We start from the raw sequence: 22,734 nt of genomic DNA on the forward strand, positions 1-22,734 counted from the left end.
GTCTTGTCTTTACTTAAGGTAGCCGTCGGCACGAAGCTTCTTGAGATCGGAATCTTTGACCTCGCAACCGGCGGGCAGCACCATGAACACGCGGTCGCCCACCTCCTTGACCGTGGCACCCAGACCGCAGGCAAAGCCGTAAGAGAAGTCCAAGACGCGCTTGGCAACTTCGGTGCGTACGCCCACAAAAATCAGTGCGACAGGCTGCTTGGTGCGAACGCGGCGCACCACGGTCTCCACGTCGTCATAGCTCTCGGGGCGCAGGACATAGGCCGGCAGCTGCGGCGTGGCGTTGATGATATTGCTCGCATAGGCCGAGGCATCGCTCGGTGCAGGCGCGGGTGCAGCGGCGGCACGGGCGCGGGTATTCTCGGCGTAGCTCGACGGCGTGTCATAGGCACCAGGACGATAACCGCTCGCAACACTGTCCTGCGAGCGCGAAGGCGGGTTATACGTCGTGGCATGGCGGGAGTCATCGCCGACCAGCTGACCGGAGCGCGTATACACGGCAACCGACTCAGCTTCACCGCGGCGCGTCTGGCCAAGCAGGCCGTTGCTCGGCTCGTCTTGGGTGTAGAAGCCCTCGCCCGAAGCACCACTGTAGCCGTTGTTCTGATAGCCATCGTCGTAGCCGTCATCGTAGCCGTAGTCGTCGTCCTGGCCATAACCCTGGTCGTAACCCTGCTGGCCGCCCAGGTGCATCTTATTTTTAATCTCGTCAAGGAAGCCCATGGTTGTGTCCTCTCGCGGTTTAGTGCAGGCGCCCCGATAATCAGTGCGCACTTCAGAGCCTTATTTTACTGCAAACTCCGGGCTAAATACTACCCTGCCCAGGCGAACGAGTGTAGAGCCCTCCTCAAGGGCAGGCTCAAAGTCCTCGCTCATGCCGCAGGAAAGCTCAGGTAGGTTCAAATCGGGATGCGCCGCCTCCAGCTCATCCCTCAGCTCACGAAGCCCCGCAAAGGTGCGGCGTGCCACATCCTTATTCCCCCGGGGCGCCATAGTCATAAGCCCCTGCACGCAAATTCCCTCAAGCTCCGCAAGCTCACCCGCGGCGGCGCGAATCTCATCGGGCGAAAAGCCTCCCTTCGACTCTTCACCACTCACATTGACCTCAATGAGCACACGCTGAGGGCCGGCAAGCTCGCCTGCCCCAATCTTGCGGACAGCACGGCTCGAGATCGCCTGCGCCAGATGCAGCGAACCCACCGAGTGAATCAGCTCGGCTGAGCCCAGCACCGCATTTATCTTATTGGTCTGCAGGTTGCCGATCATATCGAAGCGCACCTCGGGCAGCTCCGGATGCTCCGCCAGACCCGCGAGCTTGCGAACCAGCTCCTGCGGGCGGTTCTCGGCAAAATGGCGATACCCCGCCTGGATGGCGGCAACGGTCTCATCGACACCAACGGTCTTGGACACGGCAATGAGGCGCGCGGCGTCGTGGGGGCGGCCCGCGCGATCGAGCGCCGCATAAAAACGTTCCAGAATCCGCTCGCGGCGAGCGCGCATCAAGTCCAAATAGTTATCCATTGCTAATCGCCTCCGCTGACAGCCAAACAAGTAGTCCCATGCTAACGCAAGAGCGCGGCCCCGCATGTGCAAGGCCGCGCTCACTTAGGTATTTACAATCTTTCGATGAACGGGGTTACTTACTCCTCGTCGTCCTCGCCATCGTCCTCGTCCTCAAGATGATCGAGCAGGTAGCGAAGACCCTCGCTGACCTCGTTAACGGGCACCTTGGCAACGTAGCGTGCATCGACGGCGGGCCTCATGATAACACCCTCGCCCGAAGGCACGCGCATGCTCTCGAGCTCATCCTCATCAGTGCAGGCGATATCACCGGCAGTCATACGCTGTCCGGTCAACAGGAAGGTCAGACGGCAGGCGGCATCGATGGAAATCGAGGCGATGCGATCGAGATAGCGCGATACCATGATGGCGCGGCGCAGGTCGTCATAGTTGCTGTCGTCGTCCATAAAATCGCCCGTGTCCATGCGGTTAAAGGTGCGGAAGAACTTCTCGTAGGCGGCGTGCACTGGCTCGTCCTCGACGGCCAAGTTGCAGATGATGGACATGTCGTTGGTGACGAGCGCAGAAAGCGAAGAGCCCAGTACCTGGTAGACGGCCTCAGCCTCGGCCTCGACCGTGCCGACAAGCTCCTTGGGCAGCGAGATGTCGGCCTTGATCATATGACGCGTGGCGCGGCAAATCTGGCGAACCTTATCGGTCATGCGCTGCAGGTTAAAGTCGACGTAGATGATCGTCTGCAGCAAGCGAAAGTCGGAGGCGACCGGTGACTGCGTGGCAATCAGGTTGTAGCAGACGGCCTCCAGGTTGGCGCAGCGTGCGTCAATCGAAAGCGTGCGCTTCTTGGTCTTGGTGGCGAGCTTGCGGTCGTCGGTCACATAGGCCTTCACGGCATCGTGGAGGGCCAGATCGACGGCCTCGTAGATGCTCAGCATCTCGTGACGGGCCTCGATGAGCTGACGGGAAAACAGTTTGCGCATGGTTCACTCCAATCAGTTGGGTGCGGTCATGCCGCCCGCACAGTGAATACGCACCGGACCAGATCCGATCGGCTTGGGACTAGTCGCACCGATCAGCCAAAGCGGCCGGTGATATAGTCTTCCGTCCGCGAGTCCACCGGGCTGGTGAAGATCGCGTCGGTTTGACCATACTCGATGAGCGTAGCGGGCTCGCCGGCAACTTCCTGCAAGAAGAATGCGGTGTAGTCGCTAATGCGAGCTGCCTGCTGCATTGAATGCGTGACGATGATGATCGTCATCTCGGGCGCCAGCTCGGCCATCAGATCCTCGACCTTAGAGACGGACGTGGGGTCGATGGCGGAGCAGGGCTCGTCCATCAGAAGAACATCGGGTTGCACCGCAAGCACGCGCGCGATGCACAGACGCTGCTGCTGACCGCCCGAGAGCGCCAAACCATCCTTGTTGAGCTGATTGGATACCTCTTTCCAGAGGTTGGCGCGCTTGAGCGATTCTTCCACGATGTCATCGAGGTCACTTTTGCTAGTCACGCCCTGCAGACGAGGGCCAAAGGCGACATTCTCGTAGATGGATTTAGGAAACGGGTTGGGCTGCTGAAAGATCATGCCCACGCGACGACGGAGATCGACCGGGTCGACACCCTCGACATAGATATCGTTGCCGTCGAGCGTCATGGTGCCCTCGACGCGCGTGCCCTCGATCAGGTCATTCATGCGGTTGATGCAGCGCAAAAACGTCGACTTGCCGCAGCCCGAAGGGCCAATGAAGGAGGTGATGGCGTTTTTGGCGATGTTGAGGTCAAGCCCCGTCAGCGCATGAAAGTCACCGTACCAAAAGTTGAAATCCTTGGCCGTAATGGCCGCTTGCTCCAACGTGGGAGCGGACTGATAAACGGACATGGGACTCCTTAACTAGCGACGCTTGCGCGACAGGAAGCGCGCAAACAGGTTGAAGGCCAGAATGATCACCATCAGCAAGAGCGCGGTGCCGTAGGCTGCGTTCATGTTGATGCCGTCGTTGGCAAGCAGATACAGGTGAACCGTCATGGGGCGGCCGGAATCGAGCGGCGAAATAGGTAGATTGATGGCCTGCCCCATGGTATAGAGCACCACCGCGGTCTCGCCAATGGCACGGCCGATGGCGAGAACGATGCCCGTGGCAATACGGCCAAAGGCAGAGGGAAGCACGATCTTGGAGACAACCTGCCACTTGGTGGCGCCCAGGCCATATGCGCCCCAGCGGATATAGCGCGGAACGGCGCGAATGGCCTCTTCGGTGGTACGCATGACGATGGGAAGCATCAAGAGCGCGAGTGCCAGGGCGGCCGAGACCATCGAAAGGCCCAGGCCCATGGCCTCGACAAACAAGGCGTAGCCAAACAGGCCCATAACGATGGAGGGCACCGAGGCCAAAGCGTCAGCAGCGTAGCGAATGAGCTCGACGACCTTGCCCTGCTTGGCGTACTCGGCCAGATAGACGGCTGCCAGCACAGCGATCGGCGTGCAGATAAGCATGGCGAGCGCCGTCACGTAGACGGTCGAGACGATCGTGGGCCAAATTCCGCCCTCGGCGTTGACGCCCTGGGGCCAACCGAAGATAAAGTCGAGCGAGATGTGTGGCAGGCCGTTGATGACCACGTAGGCGATGATAGCGACCAGCACCAGCGTGGTGATGTAGGCAGCGGCACGAAACACGCCAAGCATGATCTTGTTGGACAGGTCCTTGTTGATGCGGCCCTTCTTGCCGTGGGAAAGGGCACGCTTGATGCGCTCGCGCGACGAGGTCGTATCGACCGTCGTGTCAACGGAATCGGACATAGCCTACCCCCTCTTCTTCTTGGAAATCAGACGGACGATGCCCACCAGCGTGGCGGAGATGATAAACAGGACCACGCCCATGCCGAACAGCGCCGAGCGATGCAGACCCGAGGAATAGCTCATGTCGAGCGCGATCTGGCTCGTGAGCGTCGAGATAGGGCTCGCAATGCTGTCGGGAATAACCGGGGCGTTACCCACGACCATGAGCACGGCCATGGTCTCTCCGATGGCACGGCCCATACCCAGCACGATGGCATCCACGATACCCAGCTTAGCGGCAGGTAGCACGACCTTATAGATGGTCTGCCACTTAGTAGCACCCATGGCATACGATGCCTCGCGAATGCCCATGGGAATGGAATTGAGGGCATCGATGGTGAGCGTGGTGATGGTAGGGACGATCATGATGGCGAGCACAAACCACGCCGTCAGCGCACCAAAACCAAGGCCGCCGGTCAGTTGTGCGATAAACGGGCGGATGATGATCATGCCAAAGAAGCCGTAGATGATGGAGGGTATGCCCGCCAGCAGGTCAACGGCGGGGCTGATGAGCTTGCGCACGCGCTTGCTGGCAATCTCGACCAGGTAAACGGCCGTACCCACGCCCAGCGGCACGCCCATGGCGAGCGCACCGACGGTCACCAGACCTGAGCCGGCAAGCAGCGACATGATGCCGTAGTGGCCCTCAGAGGGCGCCCACGTAAAGCTAAAGAAGTCCGCCAGACCGATGTCGGTAAAGACGGGCAGCGCCGAGTACGTGGTAAAGACAAAAATCAGGATGACGGTAACGACCGCCAAAAACGCGCAGGCAAAGAAGATCCACTGCAGCGCCTTCTCCTTGATATAGGTACTGCGCGATACGAGCGCCAGCTCGCGCTTCTTGGGTGCCTGAGCATTCTGCTCAGTCTGGGAGTTTTCCTGTGCTTCCATGCTACTCACTCCCCTTCTCGTCGTTGGTGACGGGAATAAAGCCCGCCTCGCGAATCTGCTTGTCCATCTTTTCGGACGTCACGTAGTCGATGTAATCCTGCGCCTGCTGCGAAGGCGCACCCTTCACAAAGAAGTAAAGGTCGCGCGAGATGGGATAGCCGCCACTCGCGACCGTCTTCTCGGACGCCTCAACATGATTGACCGAGACAGCCTTGACCGAGGTCTTGGCGTTGAGGCTATCGACGAAGCCCAGCGAAATGTAGCCGATGGCCCCACGCGAACGAGATACCACGTCGCGCACCTGGCCCGTACCCGAAAGAACAGCCGAGCGGCGATCGAACGGCGTGCCATCCATCACGATGGTACGGAAGGCCTCGCGCGTACCGGACGCCTCGTCTCGGTTGATGACCTGAATCCTCAGGTCCTCGCCACCGACCTCTTTCCAATTGGTAATCTTGCCGGCGTAGATATCGCGGAGCTGCTCGGTCGAGAGGTTATCGACGGGGTTGTCGTCGTTCACGATGACCGCAATACCGTCGTGGGCAATGACGATGGGAGTCAGGCCCAGATCCTGTTCGTCGGCATTGAGTCCACGGGAGGAGCTGGCGATATCGGCCGTGCCGGCGCTGACGGCCTCGATCCCAGCGGAAGAACCCAAACCGGAAACGAGCACGTCGATGCCGGTCTCCTCCTTAAAGCCCTCGGCCGCAATCTCGGCGATAGGAAGGCAGGTCGTGGAGCCGGCCACGGTAATGGAAGAGGTAGAAGATCCCGAAGAACAGGCGCACAGCGTAAGCGTAAGCACAGCGGCGCTCAGGACCGATACGATCTTTCTCATAGCATCACGCCGATCGCAGCATGGCGCCCACAGGTGCCGTCCTCGTTACGGTAGGAATAAAAGCGGTCGTTCTGACGCACGGTCGAAAGCTGGGTATCCACGATATCATCCGCGTCGACACCGACATCTACCAGCGCCTCGCGAATGGCAGCGGAAAGATCAAGCATGCGAGAGGTATTCGCATCGATGCAAGAGAACTCGGCGGCAAAGCGATCCATGAGTTCCTGGGATACCTCATATTCGTCACCCAAGATATGGGGGCCGATATAGGCGGAAACGTCGCTCGCATCGCAACCGGCAGCATCGCAAAGCGCCTGGCACGCCTTGGCGGAAATACGTGCAATCGTGCCCTTCCAACCGGAGTGCACCACGGCAAATCCGCCGGGGGCCACCAGCACCACGGGAACGCAGTCGGCAAAGCAGAGCAGCACGGGCACGTTATGCGCCGTGCAGACGATGGCATCACAGCCCTCGGCAATCTGCTCGCGAACGTCCTCAAGGTCATCGGCGCCGTTCGAGGTCACCGCAACGATATGATCACCATGGACCTGATTGGGAACGAGCAGGTTGTGCTCGCACTCGGCGGCACCCATAGCCTCGAGCGCACGACAACGATTTTCTTGAACAGCAAAGGGGTCATCGCCAACATGCGAGCCCAAGTTGAGTGAGGAGTACGCATCTTCGGAAACGCCACCGGCGCGCTCGGTGAAGGCAAAGCGAACATCGGATGTCGCGCCCTCCACCAACGTAACTCCATCATGGTCGACACGCGAAACTTTGTCCGCACGTGCTGCCATACTAAAGCCTCCTAATAACACAAGTACCGCGGCATCGCCGCTACAGCCCGCGTTTATACGGCTGTCATACTTCTCTAAAAGGATACCTGCTGCGCTGGAGGCAATCGTAAAGGGAACGTAAAGAGATTGGAGGTTCTAGTTTACAAAGTCGAAATAAAAAGGGCGCGTCCATACGGACACGCCCCTGTGCACAACAATGCAAAGAACGACTTAGAAGCTGCCGCGCTTCAGGAAGTCGGGAAGCTCGAACTGATCGTTGCCGAAGTTAGGAAGCTCGGTGCCACCGACGTTGCGGGTCGGAGCGGCCTGAGCCGGGCTCGTGGCAGGAGCGGTGCGCTGCGGCTCAGCGGAGGCAGCGGCCTTGCTCTGAGACTGCTGAGCAGCAAAGAGCTCGTCCTGACGGTTGACGTTGGAGTCGGAGAAGCCCGTAGCGATGACGGTGATACGCACCTGATCGCCCAGGGACTCGTCGACAACGGTACCGAAGATGATGTTGGCCTCGGGGTCGACGGCGTTGGCGACAACGTCGGCGGCGTCGCTGATCTCCTGGATGCCCAGGTCCTTGGAACCGGCGATGGAGAGCAGCACGCGCGTGGCACCATCGATGGAGCTCTCGAGCAGCGGGCTGGAGATGGCCTGCTGGGCAGCGTCGACGGCACGGGTGTCCCCAGAAGAGGTACCGATACCCATCATGGCGGTACCGGCCTGCTTCATGATGGTCTTAACATCGGCGAAGTCCAGGTTGATGATACCGGGGACGGTGATGAGGTCGGTGATGCCCTGGGTGCCCTGGGAAAGGACGCCATCGGCAATCGCGAAGGCCTCGAGCATGGTGGTCTTCTTCTCGGCGATGTCGAGCAGCTTATCGTTAGGGATGACGATCATGGTGTCGACGCAATCGGAGAGGGTCTTAATGCCCTCCTCGGCGCTCTTCTTGCGCTTGCGGCCCTCGAAGGTGAAGGGCTTGGTCACGACGGCGACGGTCAGCGCACCGACCTCGTTCATCGCGATATCGGCAACGATGGGAGCAGCGCCGGTACCGGTGCCACCGCCCTCGCCGCAGGTGATGAACACCATGTCGGCGCCAGCGAGCGCCTCGGCAATGTCGTCGCGGGACTCATCGGCAGCCTTGCGGCCAACCTCGGGGTTGGCGCCGGCGCCCAGGCCGCGGGTAAGGTCGGTGCCGATGTGCACCTTGATATCGGCATCAGAGATCGCGAGTGCCTGAGCATCGGTGTTGATGGCAACAAACTCGACGCCGCGGATGCCCTCTTCGATCATTCGATTGACCGCGTTGGTACCGCCGCCGCCGACGCCGACCACCTTAATGACGGCAAGGTAGTTGTTGATCTCTGTCTCGTGCATGTCGGTCCTCCGAACAAAGGTTATAGCCATAGCATGGGTCGACCCCTGCGCACATTAACCTTCAGGTTGAAAGTAAATGCAAAGGTAAACCGTATTATGTTTGCACATTATGAACGTATCAGTCAAATAATTGACCGTGAAAACCAAACAAACCAGATAAACGGCGTGGTATGGCCCCTCAACAAAGCATCAACCAGCGCTACGAGGTCGGAGCGTTCCTAAATGTATAGTTACCCGGAGAGCGCACATTGATATACGTTACGCCCTCTACCTGCGAAAGCAGCTTGGTGACTACGCGCTCCTTCTTGACGATATCGTTCGAATCGCCCAGCGACACCTCAATGCCGTTATTGAGGTTTGCCGAGATGGCTTCGACCGAAGGCGTGGAAATATCCTTGACTTGTCCCAAGAACTCGCTCGAAAAACCACGCACATAATCCAAGCCAGCCTTAACGGCCTTGGAGCTCACCGCCTGGCCGGAAACCGGAGCGACATCCGCCGAGACATCAGTCAACAACACCGCGCCATAGTGCTTAGCGAGCGCCAGCGCGGCATCGATTCCGGTCAAGGTATTTGAGCCCTGCCCTGTCGTGATGACGTTGCCTTGGTCGTCCACTTCGACCGACGTCGACAGTGGGGCGATCCAGGTGTCATCATCCCCGATGGCCCAGGCAAGGTCATCGGAACTGATATAGGCAATTGCGATGACCTTGCGCTCCATCGGCGTAATGATGAGCGTATGCGGGAACTGACGCTGGACATCCACGCCCGAGACCCACGGATTCTGCTTGAGGTCCTCGGTAATCTGGTCGGGATCGACGTTAAAAAGCGACGTTCCCTCGGGCAAATCGATCAGCTGGATAGCATCGTGCTTCGTCACATGCTCGCTGCCTTGAATCTGAATATCAGTGGCGGTAAACAATCCAGAGTTGATCACCACGATGGCAACGACGACGAGCACGGCCAAGGCGGCCAGAACGCCGCCCACGATTTTGCCTTTGCCTGCAACGACAGAAGCGGCGTCTGATGTTTTATTTACCATCGCCCCAAGTGAAGATAACGGGTTGACGCTTTTTTTACCCGAAGGCTTCTTGGCGGTAGCCGGCACCGATGTCAGCGAGCGCGGTTTCGATGCGCCCAGCGTGCGACCTGGACGCGGCGCTTTAGTTCCCGTCGAGGGCTTAGGAGTTGCCATGGGACGGGCGGGTTTGGCGCCCATAACAGGCTTTGACGTCACCGAGGGACGCGAGGACTTTTTTGCGGCCGGACGATTACCGAGCTGCGAGCCGACAACCGGACGACTGGTCTGTCGAGCATGCCCGACAGACTTAGAGTGCGCGACGGTATTGCGTTGAGGTTTGGCAGGCGCGCCGGAACGCCCTCCGGCGCGGCGGAAGGTGGGTTTCGATGCTCTAGAAGCCGAGGAATTTAACTTCCGGTCTGAGCTCGATGCCATACGCCTCCCTCACCTTTCCGTGCACATGTCTGATAACCGCGGCAACGTCATCGGCCGAGGCAGTTCCGTTATTAACGATAAAATTAGCGTGAACGGGCGAAACTTCCGCGCCGCCAATCGAAAAACCCTTTAATCCACAATCCTCGATAAGCTTGCCCACACTCGCATCGGGCGGGTTGCGAAAGACCGACCCGCAGGATGCGCGACCCATGGGCTGCGTACGCTTGCGCCTCGTCAGGTACCGCTCCATGCGCTCGCGAATGTCGGCCTTGGGCGCCGGTTTAAGCTTGAGCACGCACTCGAGGATAATCTCATTGCGGGGAAGGCTACATTCGCGGTAGCCCCAAGTGATCTCGGACCCCGCATAATGCTTGATACCGGATGCCGGGTCAAACGTTACGACATCCTCAACCAGCGAGCCAATCCACTCGGTCCGTGTGCCGGCATTCATAGATATCGCACCGCCAACCGAGCCAGGGATGCCAACGGCAAACTCAAGGCCCGAGAGGCTACGCGACAGGGCATCGTTGACCAGGCGCGCAAACATCACGCCCGCACCGACCGTCAGCGTACAACCGTCATCGGCAACAACCGTGCGCTGAAACTCACGTCCGAGCGAAATGACGGCGCCGCGATAACCGCCATCGGCAACCAGCAGATTGGAGCCCTTGCCGATGATGACCCACGGCACCTGCTCGCGATCGAGCACCGCCACGGCGCGGCGGAGGGCATGATAGCTATGGCACGTCACAAAGAGGTCGGCCTTGCCGCCGATACGATAGCTCGTATGACGCGCAAGGCGCTCGTCCTCGATCACATCCGTGTCGATCATGCCCGAGAGCGCCATGACGGCATTAAACAGACCCATTAGACTTAAGCGTCTTTCTTGGCAGTCAGATACTCAATGAACTCGGGACCGACGGTCGTAACGTCACCGGCACCCATAGTGAGCAGCAGATCGCCCTCGCCCACCATCTGCTCGAGCTCCTGATTGAGCTCAAGACGGCTGGAGCAGTACACGACCTCCTTGCCAGGATGCTTGGCGCGCACGGTATCGGCGAGCATCTTAGAGGTAACACCCGGAATGGGCATCTCGCCAGCCGAGAACACATCAATCAGCAGCAGTTTATCGGCATTGGCAAATGCATCGGCAAAGTCGTCGCACAGGGCCTGCAGGCGCGAATAACGGTGCGGCTGGAACACGACGTCGACATGCTTGTAGCCCAGCGACGAAGCGGCAGCAAGCGTCGCCTTGATCTCGGTGGGGTGATGGCCGTAATCATCGACCACGGTGATGCCATCGATATCGCCCACGTGGGTAAAGCGACGGCGGACGCCCTCAAAGCTCGAGAGCGCCTTGGCGGCGGCGTCGATGTCAAGGCCCAGGACATGGGCGACGGTGAGCACCGCCGTGGCGTTGAGCATGTTGTGGCGACCGGGATTGCTCTTGATCTCCACGGCATGCTCAGTGCCGTCCTCAAAGCGAACGATAAAGTCACTCTGGATGCCTTTGACATCCGGGTGCATGCAGACGATGTCGTTGCTCTCGGCAAAGCCGTAGGAAAGCACGTGACGGCCCGTCGACTTGGCGAGCTCGACCAGATGCGGGTCCTCACCGCAGACGATGACGGTGCCGTCCTCGCCCACCAGGCTCATGAATTTGGCGAAAGTCGCTTCGATCTCCTCGATACCCGAGTAGTGATCGAGGTGGTCGGCCTCGACGTTGGTCACAATGACCACGTTGGGGTTTAGGAACAGGAAGGAGCTGTCGGACTCGTCGGCCTCGGCGACAAAGTAGTCGCCCGAGCCGTTCTTGCCGTTCGTGTCATAGCCCTCGACGATGCCACCGATCAGGAAGCTCGGATCCAGACCCATGCGGTCGAGCATGGTGGCGCACATCGAAGACGTGGTGGTCTTGCCGTGCGTGCCGGCAACAGCGACGGTAGTGTAGCCGTGGCCCAAGGCAGAGAGCATCTTGGCACGGGGCCACACGGGAATACCAAGCTCGCGAGCGCGCACGAGTTCAGGGTTGGACTCCGGAATAGCGGTGGAGACAACAACCACGTCGGGCTTGACCTCGTCGATCGTGGCGGCCTCATGGCCCACATGTACCTTCACACCAGCGCGGGTAAGCTGGCGGATATAACGTGACGTCTTAAGGTCGGAGCCGGTAACGGCATAACCGCGCTCGTGCAGAACGAGGGCGATGCCGCTCATGCCGGCGCCGCCGATACCGATAAAGTGGGCGCTCTTAAACTCGGGCGCGGAGGTTGCAGTCTGGGAATCAGCCATGTGCTCGTGTACTCCTTGCGTAAACACTGCCTGTAACCCGTTAACTGTACCGCACCTACCGCATCAGCGCGAGGGCGACCGACGATATCCCGTCTAACTAACGCAAACCCTCTACCGCATCCGCCAGAAGAGCGGCGGCCCTATCCTGAGCCAGACCACGCGCCGCCTGACGCATGGCGTCGCGCGCCGCCGCGTCATCGACCAGGTGCAGCAGTTCATCGGCAAAGGCAGAACCGTCGATATCGGCATCGGCGCAGAGCACGCCGGCCCCGGCGTCGACCAGATACCGGGCATTGGTGGTTTGGTGGTCGGCCGTCGCATGCGGATACGGCACGAGCACCGAGGGCACGGCGAGCGCAGCGATCTCGGCCACGCTCGATGCGCCCGAACGCGAGAGCACCAAATCGGCAGCAGCCAACATATCGCCCATGTTGTCGATGTAAGGCTGGACGCGGTAACGCTTCGCCTCCTCGGGCGTCAGCGCCAAAGCGCGCTCGGTCTCCTCAAAGCCGTCGGCACCCGTCGAATGCAACACATAGAGGTTCTTGCGCGAAAGCAGCTCGTTTTTGAGCGAAACCACGCGCTCGTTGAGGTGCTGGGCGCCAAGTGAACCGCCAAAGACGAGCAGCAGCGTAGCGTCCTCGGGAACGCCAAGTGCCTTGCGGCCGCGAGCGCGATCGCCTTCGATTACCGAGCGACGTACGGGGTTGCCGGTCATGAGCACGTGGTCAGGGTCACCTTCGCGCTCAAAGACCGAACGCGCTGCCGGCACCGAGATGCACACGCGGGCGGCGTGGGAGTTCATCATCTTGTTGGCCAGGCCCGGAACAGAGTTCTGCTCATGCAGCAGATACGGAACGCCTGCGCCCTTGCACCACCCCAGCAGCGGAACCTCGACATAGGCACCAAAACCGACGGCAGCATCGGGCTTGCCGACCTTTGAGAAATGACTGGCGAGCGCACGTTTGGCCTTGTTGACACGCCACAGCGAGGTCAGCGCCGTCCAAGGACGGGAGCGGTCGAAGCCCGTGACCGTAATGGGCACAAAATCAAACCCAGCCTCGGGGACCAGACGACCCTCGAGCTTGCGCGACTGGCCCACGAACACAACGTGGTGGCCACGGTCACGCAGTTCTTCGGCCAAGGCGAGCGCGGGGTTGATGTGTCCTGCCGTGCCGCCGGCTGCAATAGCAACGGTCATTTTATCGGTCATGGTAGTCCCTTCGTACACGCGGTCCCTGGTCGTCGGTACGCAGACGCGCCGACGGGTCCGAGTTCAAATCGATTCGATTATATCCGCCGCCCGCGTTGCGAGGGCTGGGGCGCTGCGGACGACCTTGCGGAGCCATTCGCGGGCGTGGACGAGCTGCCGGCTCGGATGCAGAACCATCCAGAACGGTAAAGCCGCTACGCGAAGGTCGTTCACCGCGCACATGGGCTACGCCGGCGGTGCTCTCGTCCATAACGGCAAAGCTCTCACGGCGGCGGTCATACTCATCGCGGCGGGCGCTCTCGTACGAAACGCGCAGGATCAACCCGGCAAGCATAAGCGACACAATAATCGACGAACCGCCGTAGCTAATAAACGGCAACGGTTTGCCCGTCATGGGAAACACGTTGAGGATGCCCAGCGCGTTAATCAAAAACTGCACTGCGAGAATGACCGCGGAGCCAGACGCCATGAGCGCGCCCCGACGATCGGTCGCCTGCTCGGCAATGCGAAACGCCGAGTAGATCAGCATCGCAAACACCAAGAAGAACAGCACGGTTCCGACAAAGCCGACTTCCTCGCCAATGATAGCCAGAATGTAGTCATTGTGCGCCTCGGGCAGATACGAGTACTTCATGGTTGAGTTGCCGATGCCACGGCCGAACAGACCGCCCGAGGCAAAGGCCATGATGGCAAGCGTGGCCTGATAGCCGTCACCATACTCGTCGGCCCAAGGGTTCAAGGCAACCTGAATACGCACCATACGGTACGGCTCTGCGACAAGCGCAATCGCGATCACGAGAATGCCGAAGATTAGCACGCCGATGATAAATCTGGGGTCGAGACCCGCAAACAACGCCATGCACATGAGGGTCAACAGGATGATCAGGACAGTACCGAAATCGGGCTGGATAAAGATCAGAAAGAGCGAAATGCCCAGGTAGATGCCCATCTTGCGAAGGAATTCGTTGATGTTGCCACCGGGCGAAAAGAAGCGATCGAGCATGATGGCCGAATACGCAATGGCAAATGGCTTTAAAAACTCGGAAGGCTGGAACTGAATGCCGGCGATGTTGAGCCAGCGCGTGGCGCCACGGCTGCCGCTGCCCACCAAGAACACCAGAAACAGTAGCCCTATCATGCCTATGAGGAAGATCCTGAGCACGTCTTCCCCAAACCAACTGTCCGGCAAGATGCGCACGATGGCAACCATAGCCAGCACGCCAACTCCGGCAAACGCGGCTTGTCGAAACAGAAAAAACGTCGCCGAGCCATTCTCGTGCAGCGCCTCGACCGAAGACGCCGAGTACACCATCAGCAGGCCAAAGCACACCAAGGTAAACAGGCAGGCCATGAATATCAAACGGGGGCGCATGATACGGGCGGGAACGCCGGCAATATAGCGTTCGCTAAACGTCTGCCCGCCGCGACCGGAACGCGGTGTGCTGCGCCGCGAGGAAGCACGGTCCGAGTCGGGCCTCCTCATACCTTGTCGGGGGCTCTCCTCTCTCACCGGCAACCCCTATTCCATTTGCGATTTCGCCGCAGCGGCAAGCTGGGCCACATAGTCCTTAAACACGCGGCCGCGCTCCTCATAGCCCGAGAACTCATCGAACGAAGAGCAGGCAGGAGAAAGTAAGATCACGTCGCCACGGCTCGACAGCGAACGGGCGACGTCCACGGCATCGCGCAGGTCATCCGCCTGGGCGATATCCACGTCACCATCGACATCGGCCTCGTCCATAGCGGCGGTAAAGCGCTCGCGCGCATCGCCAAAGCAAACGACCGAGCGCACGTTGTCCATAACGACGCGGGCAAAGTCCGCAAGCGGCGTACCCTTATCGTGGCCGCCGAGCAGCAAAATCACATCGTCGTCGGGAAACGCCGTCAGGGCCTTTTCGACTGCATCGGTGTTCGTTGCCTTGGAATCGTTGACGTAGCGCACGCCATCGATCTCGCCACAGGGCTCAACGCGGTGCTCCAGCGGCTGGAACGATGCCAAACCACGGCAAATGCCCTCGGGATCGGCACCGACGGCCAAAGCAGCCGTGGCAGCACATAGGGCATTGATGACATTGTGATGGCCCGAGATCTTGAGCTCGGATGTAGCGATGAGCGGGGTCTCGACACCCTTCAGACGCACGATCATCTTGCCGTCGCGCACAAAGGCGGCGTCTGCACCCTCGGGCTCGTCAAAAGCGACCTTGCAGATGCGGCGGCCCGGCATGTAGATGTACTCATCGAACTCATGGATGCCGGCATCCTCAACGTCGATAACCACGAGGTCGTCGTCGACCATATTCTCGAACAACTTGATCTTGGCAAGCGCATAGTTCTTGTGGCTCTTGTGCCAGCCCAGGTGGTCGGGCGTGATGTTGAGCAGCACCGCCACGCGAGGATGAAGCTCGGCGGTCGTAGCAATCTGATAACTCGACAGCTCGGCCACAAACCACTCATTATGTGCGCGGCCGTCGATCTCGTTCACCGGCGGCTCACCGATATTGCCGACGGCCACGCTGGCTTCACCGGCGGCCTTGAGCAGATAATCAGTCAGCGACGTGGTAGTTGTCTTGCCGTTGGTGCCCGTGATGGCAATCCAATTTTGGGGAGACAAGCGATAGGCAAACTCGGGCTCGCCCATAATCTGAGCGGCATGCTCACGCCCCGCCTTAAAGAAGGACGAGAACTCCGAAATACCCGGGCATGTCACGCACACGTCATAGGCGCCCTCGACCTGTTCGGCCCCATAGACAAACGACGCACCAGCAGCCTCGAGCGCACGCGTGGCGTCATTGGGCTCAGAGGTGCCGCCGCCATACACGGTAACGGCGCTTACGCGCTCGGGATGTGCCAGCGCCCAGCGGGCGACATCGAGACCGGATTTGCCCTGACCCAAAACGAGCAGGCTAAAGACATCAGCAAGAGGCATGAAAGACCACTATCCCAACTGGAAGAACAAAGCAAGGCCAACGGCACCAAAGGCCGCAGCGATAATCCAAAAACGGATGACGACCTTGGTCTCGGCCCAGCCCTTCTTTTCGAAATGATGATGGATGGGCGCCATAAGGAAGACGCGCTTGTGCGTAAAGTGGAAGTAGACAACCTGAATCATGACCGACAGGGTCTCAACGATAAACAGGCCGCCGATGATGAGGGAGACGACCTCGGTGTTGGTCATGATGGACGTGCAGGCAAACGCGGCGCCCAGGGCAAGCGAGCCGGTATCGCCCATAAAGATGCTCGCCGGATAGCAGTTGAACCACAGAAAGCCCAAGCAGGCACCGGCACACGCGGTGCAGAAGATGGACAGGTTCACGTCTCCGTGCAAAAACGCCATGGCAGCCATGGCGAGCATGGCAATCATGGAGGTGCCGCCGGCAAGACCGTCAAGGCCATCGGTCAGGTTCACGGCATTAGAAAGACCGGCGATCATCAGCCAGCAAAAGACAATGTAGAGCCACGGGAACGAAAGGCCGCAGATGGTGGTCGAAAGCACGCCAAGGTCAATCGTCAGGCCGCCGGGAAAACGAATCTCGGGGGCGACGCCGCACCAGTTGACGGCAAGTACCGTAAAGGTGACACAGATAATGGTTAGGCCGATCATCTTGGCATGAGGCGTCAGACCGAGCGAGCGCCCATGCGTAACGGAGGTCAGGTCGTCGATCAGGCCCAGCACGCCGGTCGCCAGCGTGGCGAGCAGCACGAGCACGAGCTCGGTGGTGAGCTTGCCCATCAGCAGGCAGGTCAGCGAAATCGCAACAAGGATGATGACGCCGCCCATGGTCGGCGTACCCTGTTTAATCAAATGACGCTTGGGGCCGTCGGCTCGGACCTGTTGGCCGATACCCTCGACCTTCAGCAGCTTGATCCACCACGGCATGAGCAGCAGCGCAATGGCAGCGGCGATGCCAAGCCCCAAAAAAGCCTGATACGTTGGATACGAGGGATTGCCGAACATGGGCTAGCACACACCTTCCACAAAGCGGTCGAGCTCAACAAAGCGGGAACCCTTGACCAGTACAACATCATGTTTTTCAAGCGCGCCGCCCATGCGGTCGAGCACCTGCTGATAATCGGAGAACACCTGGATGCGGTCCTCGTCCATGCCCATCATGCGCGCGGCATCGGCCATAAGCTGGGCCAGCTCACCACCCACGCACGCCAGCATGTCGAGCTTCTTGGCGGCCGCATAGGCGCCCACGAGCTCATGCATGCGAGGAGCCTCATCGCCCATCTCGCCCATCTCGCCCAGGATCGCCATGCGAGACCCCGTGCACGAAAGCGAGCACAGTAGATCGAGGCCAGCAGCCATGGATTCGGCACTGGCGTTATAGGAATCGTCGATGACGCGGGCACCGCTCTTGGCGCGCTTGATCTCCTGGCGGTGACCGGTGATCGTGAGGCCCCTAAAGGCAGCATCGATCTGCTCGGGCGTCACGCCCAGGCGATAGGAAACCGCGGCGGCCTTAACGGCATTAGGAACGGACTGCACGCCGGGGATGGCAAGCATGGTATCGATCGTCTCACCCTGGCCAAAATCGAGCGTAAAGACCGGACGTCCCTCGTCATCAACACGAATGTCGCGGGCACGGACCTCATCATCGTCCGAGACGCCGGCCAGCATCACATCGATACCAGCAGGCTGGGCGAACGTATCGCGAATGAACGGCGTAAAGTCGTCCTCGCCGCCCAAAACCAGCAGCGGCAAGAAGTCGCCGGCGGCGCACATACCCTGGACAATCTCGGCCTTAGCGCGGGCGATGTTCTCGCGGCTGCCCAAAATGCCGATGTGAGAGGTACCAATCTTGCTTACGATGGCAAGGTTGGGATTGGCGGACTGGGAAAGGCGCTCAATCTCGTGGAAATGGTTCATGCCCATCTCGAGCACCAGGACCTCGGTATCGGCCGGAGCGGAAAGCACCGTGAGCGGCATGCCGATCAGGTTATTGAAATTGCCCTTGGTGGCCCAGACACGATAGCGCTTGGCGAGCACGGCGGCGAGCACGTCCTTGGTCGTCGTCTTGCCGATGGAACCGGTAATGCCAACGACCAGGCAGCCAAGCTCCAGGCGATACGTGTGCGCCAAACGCAGCAGAAACTCCTCGGGATCATCGGTCAGCAGGATGGCGCACCCCTTGTCCTGCGCCAGCGAGACCAGCTCAGCCTCGGGCTCACGCGTCATCACGACGGCGCCGGCACCCGACTGGACGGCACGGGAAGCAAAATCATTGCCGTCGACGTTTTCACCGGGAAAGGCGACGAAAATCGTCCCTTCCTCGACCTGGCGCGAGTCGATAACGCACCCGCGGCATACCCGATCGGCTTCTCCCGTCACGGTTCGGGCCCCTGTTGCGGCCGCGAGGTTGTTGACGGCGATCTCTATCATTGCAGCTCCCCTGTAAACCTAATAATGCTATCGGCGTATTGTATCCCAGCGCCGCACATGCGTGGTGCAGGGCATGTGAACACCCTCATATGGGACAACAAACAACGCCCCAAAGATTGTAACCCCCTACTTCGTGTGCGGGATACCCAGCACGTCGAGCGCGTTGGCCATAATGGACTGGAACGGCACCGCAGCGGCATCTGAGCCGCTCGGCGTTCCGTCGAGCGTGATATAGCACAGCACCTTGGGCGATTGTGCCGGTGCAAAGCCCATAAAGGACGACATGTAGTTCTCCTTGAGGTAGCCGCCGTTCTCGTCGGCACGTTCGGCCGTACCGGTCTTACCCGCCACGTCATAGCCGTCAACCGCGCCGCCAACGCCCGTTCCCTCGGACACGACCGTCTGCATGCACGATGTCACCTGGGATGCGGCGTCCTCCGAAATCGCGCGCTCGCCTTCACCCCAGTCCTTCTCGTCGCCTTTGCTGGACTTATAGAAGTGCGGTGTCATCATCACGCCGCCGTTGGCGATGCCGCCCACGGCACGTGCGATCTCAATCGGCGAGACGGACAGTGCCTGTCCAAAGCTCATCGAGCCCAGCGTGGCGCCGTCATACTGATCACGCTCCTTGACGATACCCAGACTCTCTCCCGGAAAATCGACACCCGAGCTGTGACCGATGCCCCACTTGTCCACATAGGCGGCAAAGTCGTCGGCACCGATCTTGCGCCCCACCAGGACAAAGCCCACGTTGGACGAACGGCGCATCATCTCGCGCACATCCATGGTCATGGCATAGTCGCGCTTGTCGGCATCGGTGACGGTATCGTCGCCCACCTTGATGCTCGCCGGCACCTCAAACGACGTACTCGATCGCACGACGCCCAAGTCGAAGCCGGCGCCCGCCACGAGCGTCTTAAAGACCGAGCCGGGCTCGTAGGCGTCGGTGACCAGGCGCAGATTCATATCCTCGGTCTTGGCATTCTCCAGATCGGTCTGGTCGTAGGTCGGGTACGAGCAGGCTGCCAAAATCTCGCCTGTCGTAGGATCGGTGACCAGCGCCGAGCCGTTCTTGGCCTTAGTCTTCTCAACTGCCTCTGCCAGGGCATCCTCGGCCGCACGCTGGATATTGACGTCGAGCGTCGTCACGATATCAACGCCGTCGACCGCAGCCACCTTTTTATAGGCACCGCCCGCGATATAGCTGCCGTCCCTCGCGCGCTCGCGTACGAGAGAACCGTTCGTGCCGGTCAGAAGCTTGTTGTATTGCTTTTCGAGACCCGTCAAGCCGTCGTTGTCTACATTCACTACACCCAGCACCTGCGATGCCAGATTGCCGTATGGATATACGCGCTTCATGGCCTGCTCAAAAAGCACGCCGGGCAGGTTCTTCTTCTCCAGCGCCGCAACATCGTCTTCGTCCACCTGGCGCTTGATATACACCCAGGTTCCATCGGACTCAACGAGCTTGCGGCAGGTCTTTTTATCGATTCCAGTTGCCTTGACCAGCGCCGACACCGTCTTGTCAACATCCTCGACAAGCTGCGGGTTCACGGCGATGTTGCGACATTCGACCGACGACGCCAACACGTTGCCGTTGCGGTCGTAGATGGTGCCGCGTTTGGCATAGAGGGTCTGCGCAAGCAGGCGGCGCGCATCGGCACGCTCGCGCAGTTTATCGGCTTCGACAATTTGATAGTCGGCAAGGCGAAAGACGCCCAAGCCCAAGCCAAGCCCGATGAAGCCCATGACGGCTTTGCGGCGAGGCAGAGGCGCGCCTGTGAGCCATTCGGTCGACGAACTCTTGCGCGACCTGGTGTTATGCACTTGAGGGCCGCCCGAGCCGCGAAGTCGCGACGCCGGGTCGTTGCCACGGGACTGCCCGGCGTTGTAAGATTGCCGACCCGTTCCTTGATAACCAGAACGTCCCCGCGACGAGGGACGTCCAGAACCGCGGCCCCCATCGGAACCGCGGCGATAGTCATTTGTCATACTCAGCTACCGTCTTGCTACTGAGCGGTCGCGGTCGCGTTGGCGCCCGCGGCTGCATCCTGCGAAAAGTCAAGTGTAACGCTCTCGCTGGGCTCCACCATGCCATAAGCGCCCGCAAGGTCGCGAATGCGCGTGTCGGCACCATAGACCGAATGCATGACCTCCAGGTCGGAGCTCTCATCGGTCGCTTTTTCGAGCGTGTTGGTAAGCTCGGCGTTGCTGTTGAGCACCTGGGCCGTAACGCCGGCGAGCGCCACGCGGGCGACGCCGATCGTCATGAAGATAGCCGCAATGATGCAAAACGTTTTAAGAACGCTCATGAAAACCGGGCTTACCGCCTGGTTTGCCTGACGGCCCGCGCCCGTGTAGACATCAAAGCGCGGCGTGCGCTGCTCACGGGGAGCAACGGGGGCCTGCGGCGTCTCACGATAGGCGGGCATGGCGTTCATATCATAGGCGAGTGCTGCGCTTGAAGTGTTGTAGCCCATGATATGCCGCCTCCCATCCCGAGTACGTTGGTAGTGTGTTTAAGCTTCGTTTATGGTGCGAGCGGGAGGTCCAATATCGCACGGTCGCGCCTACAGACGCTGCGCCACGCGGATTTTGGCTGATCTCGCCCGAGGGTTGCGCTCAACCTCATCAGGCTGGGCAACCAAGGGTTTGCGGGTGATGACCTTGAGTATCGGCACGTTGCCGCACACGCACACCGGAATCTCCGGCGGACACGTGCACCCCTGGCTCATCTCCTTAAAGTGGTTCTTTACGATACGGTCCTCGAGCGAGTGATACGAGATGACGCAGATACGTCCGCCCGGGTTGAGCCACCTGGTGGCGGCATCAAGCCCTCGTTCGAGCACATCGAGCTCGTGATTGACCTCGATGCGAATGGCCTGGAAACTTTTCTTGGCCGGGTGTCCGCCATGCCGACGAGCGGCAGCCGGGATACCCGCCTTGATGATCTCGACAAATTGGCCGGTGGTTTCGATCGGTTCTTGCTCGCGGCGGCGCACGATCTCGCGCGCGATCTGCGAGGCGAACTTCTCTTCGCCGTAGACGCGTAGAATCCGGGCGAGGTCGTGTTCGTTATAGGTGTTGATGACCTCAGCTGCGTTTAAGGTGTTATTACCCGGATCCATCCGCATGTCCAATGGGGCGTCCTCGTTATACGAAAAGCCCCTGCCAGGGATATCGAGTTGCGGCGACGAAACGCCCAAATCGAACAGGAAGCCATCGACCCCGGGCACCTCGGCCGAGCAAAGTAGCTCGTCCAAGTCGCCGAAGTTGCCCTTCAGCAGCTGGTGCGGAACGCCGGGAACCTCGCGGTCCAGACGGGCGCCAGCGGCCTCGAGGGCCATGTCGTCCTGATCGACGCCGAGCAAAAGGCCCGTCTCCCCCACCTGCGCGGCCATCTTTACCGAATGGCCGGCACCGCCAAGGGTGCAATCGCAGACAACGGAGCCGCTCTTTAGCCGCAGCGACTCAAGCACTTCGCCGAGCATGACAGGTTCATGCCGATATTCTTGTGTCAAGATCCCACGCTCCATCCGTTACCCGTGCCTTGCCCTTACGAGAAGAAGAGGTCCAGCAGGGCCTCATCGTCATCGTCCTCATCGGCCGCGGCGCGATCCCAAACCTCAAGGTGGTCGTAGTTGCCCACAACCGTGACCTCGCGGTCGAGGTTCGCCTGCTTGCGGAGAGACTCGGAAAGACCGATACGACCGGCGCTGTCCACGTCCATCGACGTGGTGCGCTTGTTGATCGCCCTCATGAGCTTCTGGTCATTAATGTCACGCGGGTTAAAACCCTCGTGGCCCTCACGACCCGCGAAGAGTCCTTCGACCCACTTATCGAAGGCCTCGGCAGAGAACACGTACAGAGCATCGACATCCAGGGCTTTGAACACGCGAACGTGCTCTCCAAGCTCCTCGCGAAGGGGTGCAGGCAGGGACAGACGACCTTTTGCATCGAGATTGCGCTCGTATGCACCAGTCATTCCCATGTGCGCCCTCCCCTCGGTTACTCAGATGGCACGTACGCGGGGAACCACCCCGCTTGTCGACGTCATTAATAATATGGGGAACCGCCCCATTTTTCAACACCTTTCCCCACCCCTTCCCCCACCCCGCCCCACTACTCCACTCACCATA

The 22,734-nt window shown here is 60.0% G+C and carries 21 protein-coding genes; all 21 read right to left on the reverse strand.

Features of this window, described 5'->3' with window-relative positions; genetic code table 11:
- Positions 1–9 precede the first annotated feature (9 nt).
- Complete coding sequence (locus DW870_RS02675) at positions 10–732, reverse strand: cell division protein SepF (RefSeq protein ID WP_006234245.1); 723 nt, start codon at positions 730–732, stop codon at positions 10–12.
- 60 nt (positions 733–792) lie between these two features.
- Positions 793–1,530 (reverse strand): YggS family pyridoxal phosphate-dependent enzyme, encoded by a 738-nt coding sequence (locus tag DW870_RS02680; RefSeq protein ID WP_117758726.1) that lies wholly within the window; start codon positions 1,528–1,530, stop codon positions 793–795.
- A 119-nt stretch (positions 1,531–1,649) separates the two neighbouring features.
- Positions 1,650–2,507 (reverse strand): PhoU domain-containing protein, encoded by an 858-nt coding sequence (locus DW870_RS02685; protein WP_006234247.1) that lies wholly within the window; start codon positions 2,505–2,507, stop codon positions 1,650–1,652.
- Between the two features lie 92 nt (positions 2,508–2,599).
- Positions 2,600–3,403 (reverse strand): phosphate ABC transporter ATP-binding protein PstB, encoded by an 804-nt coding sequence (gene pstB / locus DW870_RS02690; RefSeq protein WP_117758727.1) that lies wholly within the window; start codon positions 3,401–3,403, stop codon positions 2,600–2,602.
- A gap of 12 nt (positions 3,404–3,415) precedes the next feature.
- Complete coding sequence (pstA, locus tag DW870_RS02695) at positions 3,416–4,321, reverse strand: phosphate ABC transporter permease PstA (protein ID WP_006234250.1); 906 nt, start codon at positions 4,319–4,321, stop codon at positions 3,416–3,418.
- Positions 4,322–4,324: 3 nt separating this feature from the next.
- A complete protein-coding gene (pstC, locus tag DW870_RS02700; RefSeq protein WP_117769999.1) occupies positions 4,325–5,251 on the reverse strand; it encodes a phosphate ABC transporter permease subunit PstC in 927 nt (308 codons plus the stop codon).
- Between the two features lies 1 nt (position 5,252).
- Positions 5,253–6,089, reverse strand: coding sequence for a phosphate ABC transporter substrate-binding protein (locus tag DW870_RS02705; RefSeq protein WP_055251678.1), 837 nt, complete (start codon positions 6,087–6,089; stop codon positions 5,253–5,255).
- Entirely contained in the window at positions 6,086–6,886 is an 801-nt protein-coding gene (locus tag DW870_RS02710; RefSeq protein WP_117758729.1) for a polyphenol oxidase family protein, read from the reverse strand. Before DW870_RS02710 ends, DW870_RS02705 begins: the two co-directional genes overlap by 4 nt.
- A gap of 210 nt (positions 6,887–7,096) precedes the next feature.
- The gene (gene ftsZ / locus DW870_RS02715; protein ID WP_022094491.1) at positions 7,097–8,251 is read right to left on the reverse strand and encodes a cell division protein FtsZ; all 1,155 of its coding nucleotides are present in this window, start codon (positions 8,249–8,251) and stop codon (positions 7,097–7,099) included.
- A gap of 199 nt (positions 8,252–8,450) precedes the next feature.
- Positions 8,451–9,239 carry a cell division protein FtsQ/DivIB gene (locus tag DW870_RS02720; protein ID WP_227790121.1) on the reverse strand — a complete coding sequence of 263 codons (789 nt, stop codon included), beginning with the start codon at positions 9,237–9,239 and terminating at the stop codon, positions 8,451–8,453.
- Positions 9,240–9,663: 424 nt separating this feature from the next.
- Positions 9,664–10,575 carry a UDP-N-acetylmuramate dehydrogenase gene (gene murB / locus DW870_RS02725; protein WP_006234257.1) on the reverse strand — a complete coding sequence of 304 codons (912 nt, stop codon included), beginning with the start codon at positions 10,573–10,575 and terminating at the stop codon, positions 9,664–9,666.
- 5 nt (positions 10,576–10,580) lie between these two features.
- The gene (murC, locus tag DW870_RS02730) at positions 10,581–11,999 is read right to left on the reverse strand and encodes a UDP-N-acetylmuramate--L-alanine ligase (protein ID WP_055286074.1); all 1,419 of its coding nucleotides are present in this window, start codon (positions 11,997–11,999) and stop codon (positions 10,581–10,583) included.
- 97 nt (positions 12,000–12,096) lie between these two features.
- A complete protein-coding gene (gene murG / locus DW870_RS02735; protein WP_117770001.1) occupies positions 12,097–13,212 on the reverse strand; it encodes an undecaprenyldiphospho-muramoylpentapeptide beta-N-acetylglucosaminyltransferase in 1,116 nt (371 codons plus the stop codon).
- A complete protein-coding gene (gene ftsW, locus DW870_RS02740) occupies positions 13,202–14,695 on the reverse strand; it encodes a putative lipid II flippase FtsW (RefSeq protein WP_117770002.1) in 1,494 nt (497 codons plus the stop codon). Before ftsW ends, murG begins: the two co-directional genes overlap by 11 nt.
- Positions 14,696–14,731: 36 nt before the next feature.
- Complete coding sequence (gene murD, locus DW870_RS02745) at positions 14,732–16,138, reverse strand: UDP-N-acetylmuramoyl-L-alanine--D-glutamate ligase (protein ID WP_117770003.1); 1,407 nt, start codon at positions 16,136–16,138, stop codon at positions 14,732–14,734.
- A 9-nt stretch (positions 16,139–16,147) separates the two neighbouring features.
- Positions 16,148–17,167: a phospho-N-acetylmuramoyl-pentapeptide-transferase gene (mraY, locus tag DW870_RS02750; RefSeq protein WP_117746963.1), complete on the reverse strand. Its 1,020-nt coding sequence runs from the start codon at positions 17,165–17,167 to the stop codon at positions 16,148–16,150.
- 3 nt (positions 17,168–17,170) lie between these two features.
- The gene (murF, locus tag DW870_RS02755; RefSeq protein WP_117770004.1) at positions 17,171–18,595 is read right to left on the reverse strand and encodes a UDP-N-acetylmuramoyl-tripeptide--D-alanyl-D-alanine ligase; all 1,425 of its coding nucleotides are present in this window, start codon (positions 18,593–18,595) and stop codon (positions 17,171–17,173) included.
- Between the two features lie 126 nt (positions 18,596–18,721).
- Positions 18,722–20,422 carry a penicillin-binding protein 2 gene (locus DW870_RS02760; RefSeq protein ID WP_306421710.1) on the reverse strand — a complete coding sequence of 567 codons (1,701 nt, stop codon included), beginning with the start codon at positions 20,420–20,422 and terminating at the stop codon, positions 18,722–18,724.
- Between the two features lie 182 nt (positions 20,423–20,604).
- The gene (locus DW870_RS02765) at positions 20,605–21,075 is read right to left on the reverse strand and encodes a hypothetical protein (RefSeq protein WP_022094483.1); all 471 of its coding nucleotides are present in this window, start codon (positions 21,073–21,075) and stop codon (positions 20,605–20,607) included.
- Between the two features lie 90 nt (positions 21,076–21,165).
- Entirely contained in the window at positions 21,166–22,131 is a 966-nt protein-coding gene (rsmH, locus tag DW870_RS02770) for a 16S rRNA (cytosine(1402)-N(4))-methyltransferase RsmH (RefSeq protein WP_006234266.1), read from the reverse strand.
- A 20-nt stretch (positions 22,132–22,151) separates the two neighbouring features.
- Entirely contained in the window at positions 22,152–22,586 is a 435-nt protein-coding gene (locus tag DW870_RS02775; protein ID WP_006234269.1) for a division/cell wall cluster transcriptional repressor MraZ, read from the reverse strand.
- Positions 22,587–22,734 lie beyond the last annotated feature (148 nt).

The organism is Collinsella sp. AM38-1BH, from assembly GCF_003467545.1.
In the GTDB taxonomy this organism is placed as follows: Bacteria; Actinomycetota; Coriobacteriia; order Coriobacteriales; family Coriobacteriaceae; genus Collinsella.

What these genes read in the sequence shown, in the direction of transcription:
- murD (WP_117770003.1), bottom strand. Translation starts at nt 16,138, where the DNA reads ATGCCTCTTGCTGATGTCTTTAGCCTGCTCGTTTTGGGTCAGGGCAAA.
- rsmH (WP_006234266.1), bottom strand. Translation starts at nt 22,131, where the DNA reads ATGGAGCGTGGGATCTTGACACAAGAATATCGGCATGAACCTGTCATG.
- ftsZ (WP_022094491.1), bottom strand. Translation starts at nt 8,251, where the DNA reads ATGCACGAGACAGAGATCAACAACTACCTTGCCGTCATTAAGGTGGTC.
- pstA (WP_006234250.1), bottom strand. Translation starts at nt 4,321, where the DNA reads ATGTCCGATTCCGTTGACACGACGGTCGATACGACCTCGTCGCGCGAG.
- DW870_RS02775 (WP_006234269.1), bottom strand. Translation starts at nt 22,586, where the DNA reads ATGGGAATGACTGGTGCATACGAGCGCAATCTCGATGCAAAAGGTCGT.
- DW870_RS02710 (WP_117758729.1), bottom strand. Translation starts at nt 6,886, where the DNA reads ATGGCAGCACGTGCGGACAAAGTTTCGCGTGTCGACCATGATGGAGTT.
- murB (WP_006234257.1), bottom strand. Translation starts at nt 10,575, where the DNA reads ATGGGTCTGTTTAATGCCGTCATGGCGCTCTCGGGCATGATCGACACG.
- murG (WP_117770001.1), bottom strand. Translation starts at nt 13,212, where the DNA reads ATGACCGATAAAATGACCGTTGCTATTGCAGCCGGCGGCACGGCAGGA.
- DW870_RS02765 (WP_022094483.1), bottom strand. Translation starts at nt 21,075, where the DNA reads ATGGGCTACAACACTTCAAGCGCAGCACTCGCCTATGATATGAACGCC.
- pstB (WP_117758727.1), bottom strand. Translation starts at nt 3,403, where the DNA reads ATGTCCGTTTATCAGTCCGCTCCCACGTTGGAGCAAGCGGCCATTACG.
- pstC (WP_117769999.1), bottom strand. Translation starts at nt 5,251, where the DNA reads ATGGAAGCACAGGAAAACTCCCAGACTGAGCAGAATGCTCAGGCACCC.
- ftsW (WP_117770002.1), bottom strand. Translation starts at nt 14,695, where the DNA reads ATGAGGAGGCCCGACTCGGACCGTGCTTCCTCGCGGCGCAGCACACCG.
- murC (WP_055286074.1), bottom strand. Translation starts at nt 11,999, where the DNA reads ATGGCTGATTCCCAGACTGCAACCTCCGCGCCCGAGTTTAAGAGCGCC.
- DW870_RS02680 (WP_117758726.1), bottom strand. Translation starts at nt 1,530, where the DNA reads ATGGATAACTATTTGGACTTGATGCGCGCTCGCCGCGAGCGGATTCTG.
- DW870_RS02705 (WP_055251678.1), bottom strand. Translation starts at nt 6,089, where the DNA reads ATGAGAAAGATCGTATCGGTCCTGAGCGCCGCTGTGCTTACGCTTACG.
- DW870_RS02685 (WP_006234247.1), bottom strand. Translation starts at nt 2,507, where the DNA reads ATGCGCAAACTGTTTTCCCGTCAGCTCATCGAGGCCCGTCACGAGATG.
- DW870_RS02675 (WP_006234245.1), bottom strand. Translation starts at nt 732, where the DNA reads ATGGGCTTCCTTGACGAGATTAAAAATAAGATGCACCTGGGCGGCCAG.
- mraY (WP_117746963.1), bottom strand. Translation starts at nt 17,167, where the DNA reads ATGTTCGGCAATCCCTCGTATCCAACGTATCAGGCTTTTTTGGGGCTT.
- murF (WP_117770004.1), bottom strand. Translation starts at nt 18,595, where the DNA reads ATGATAGAGATCGCCGTCAACAACCTCGCGGCCGCAACAGGGGCCCGA.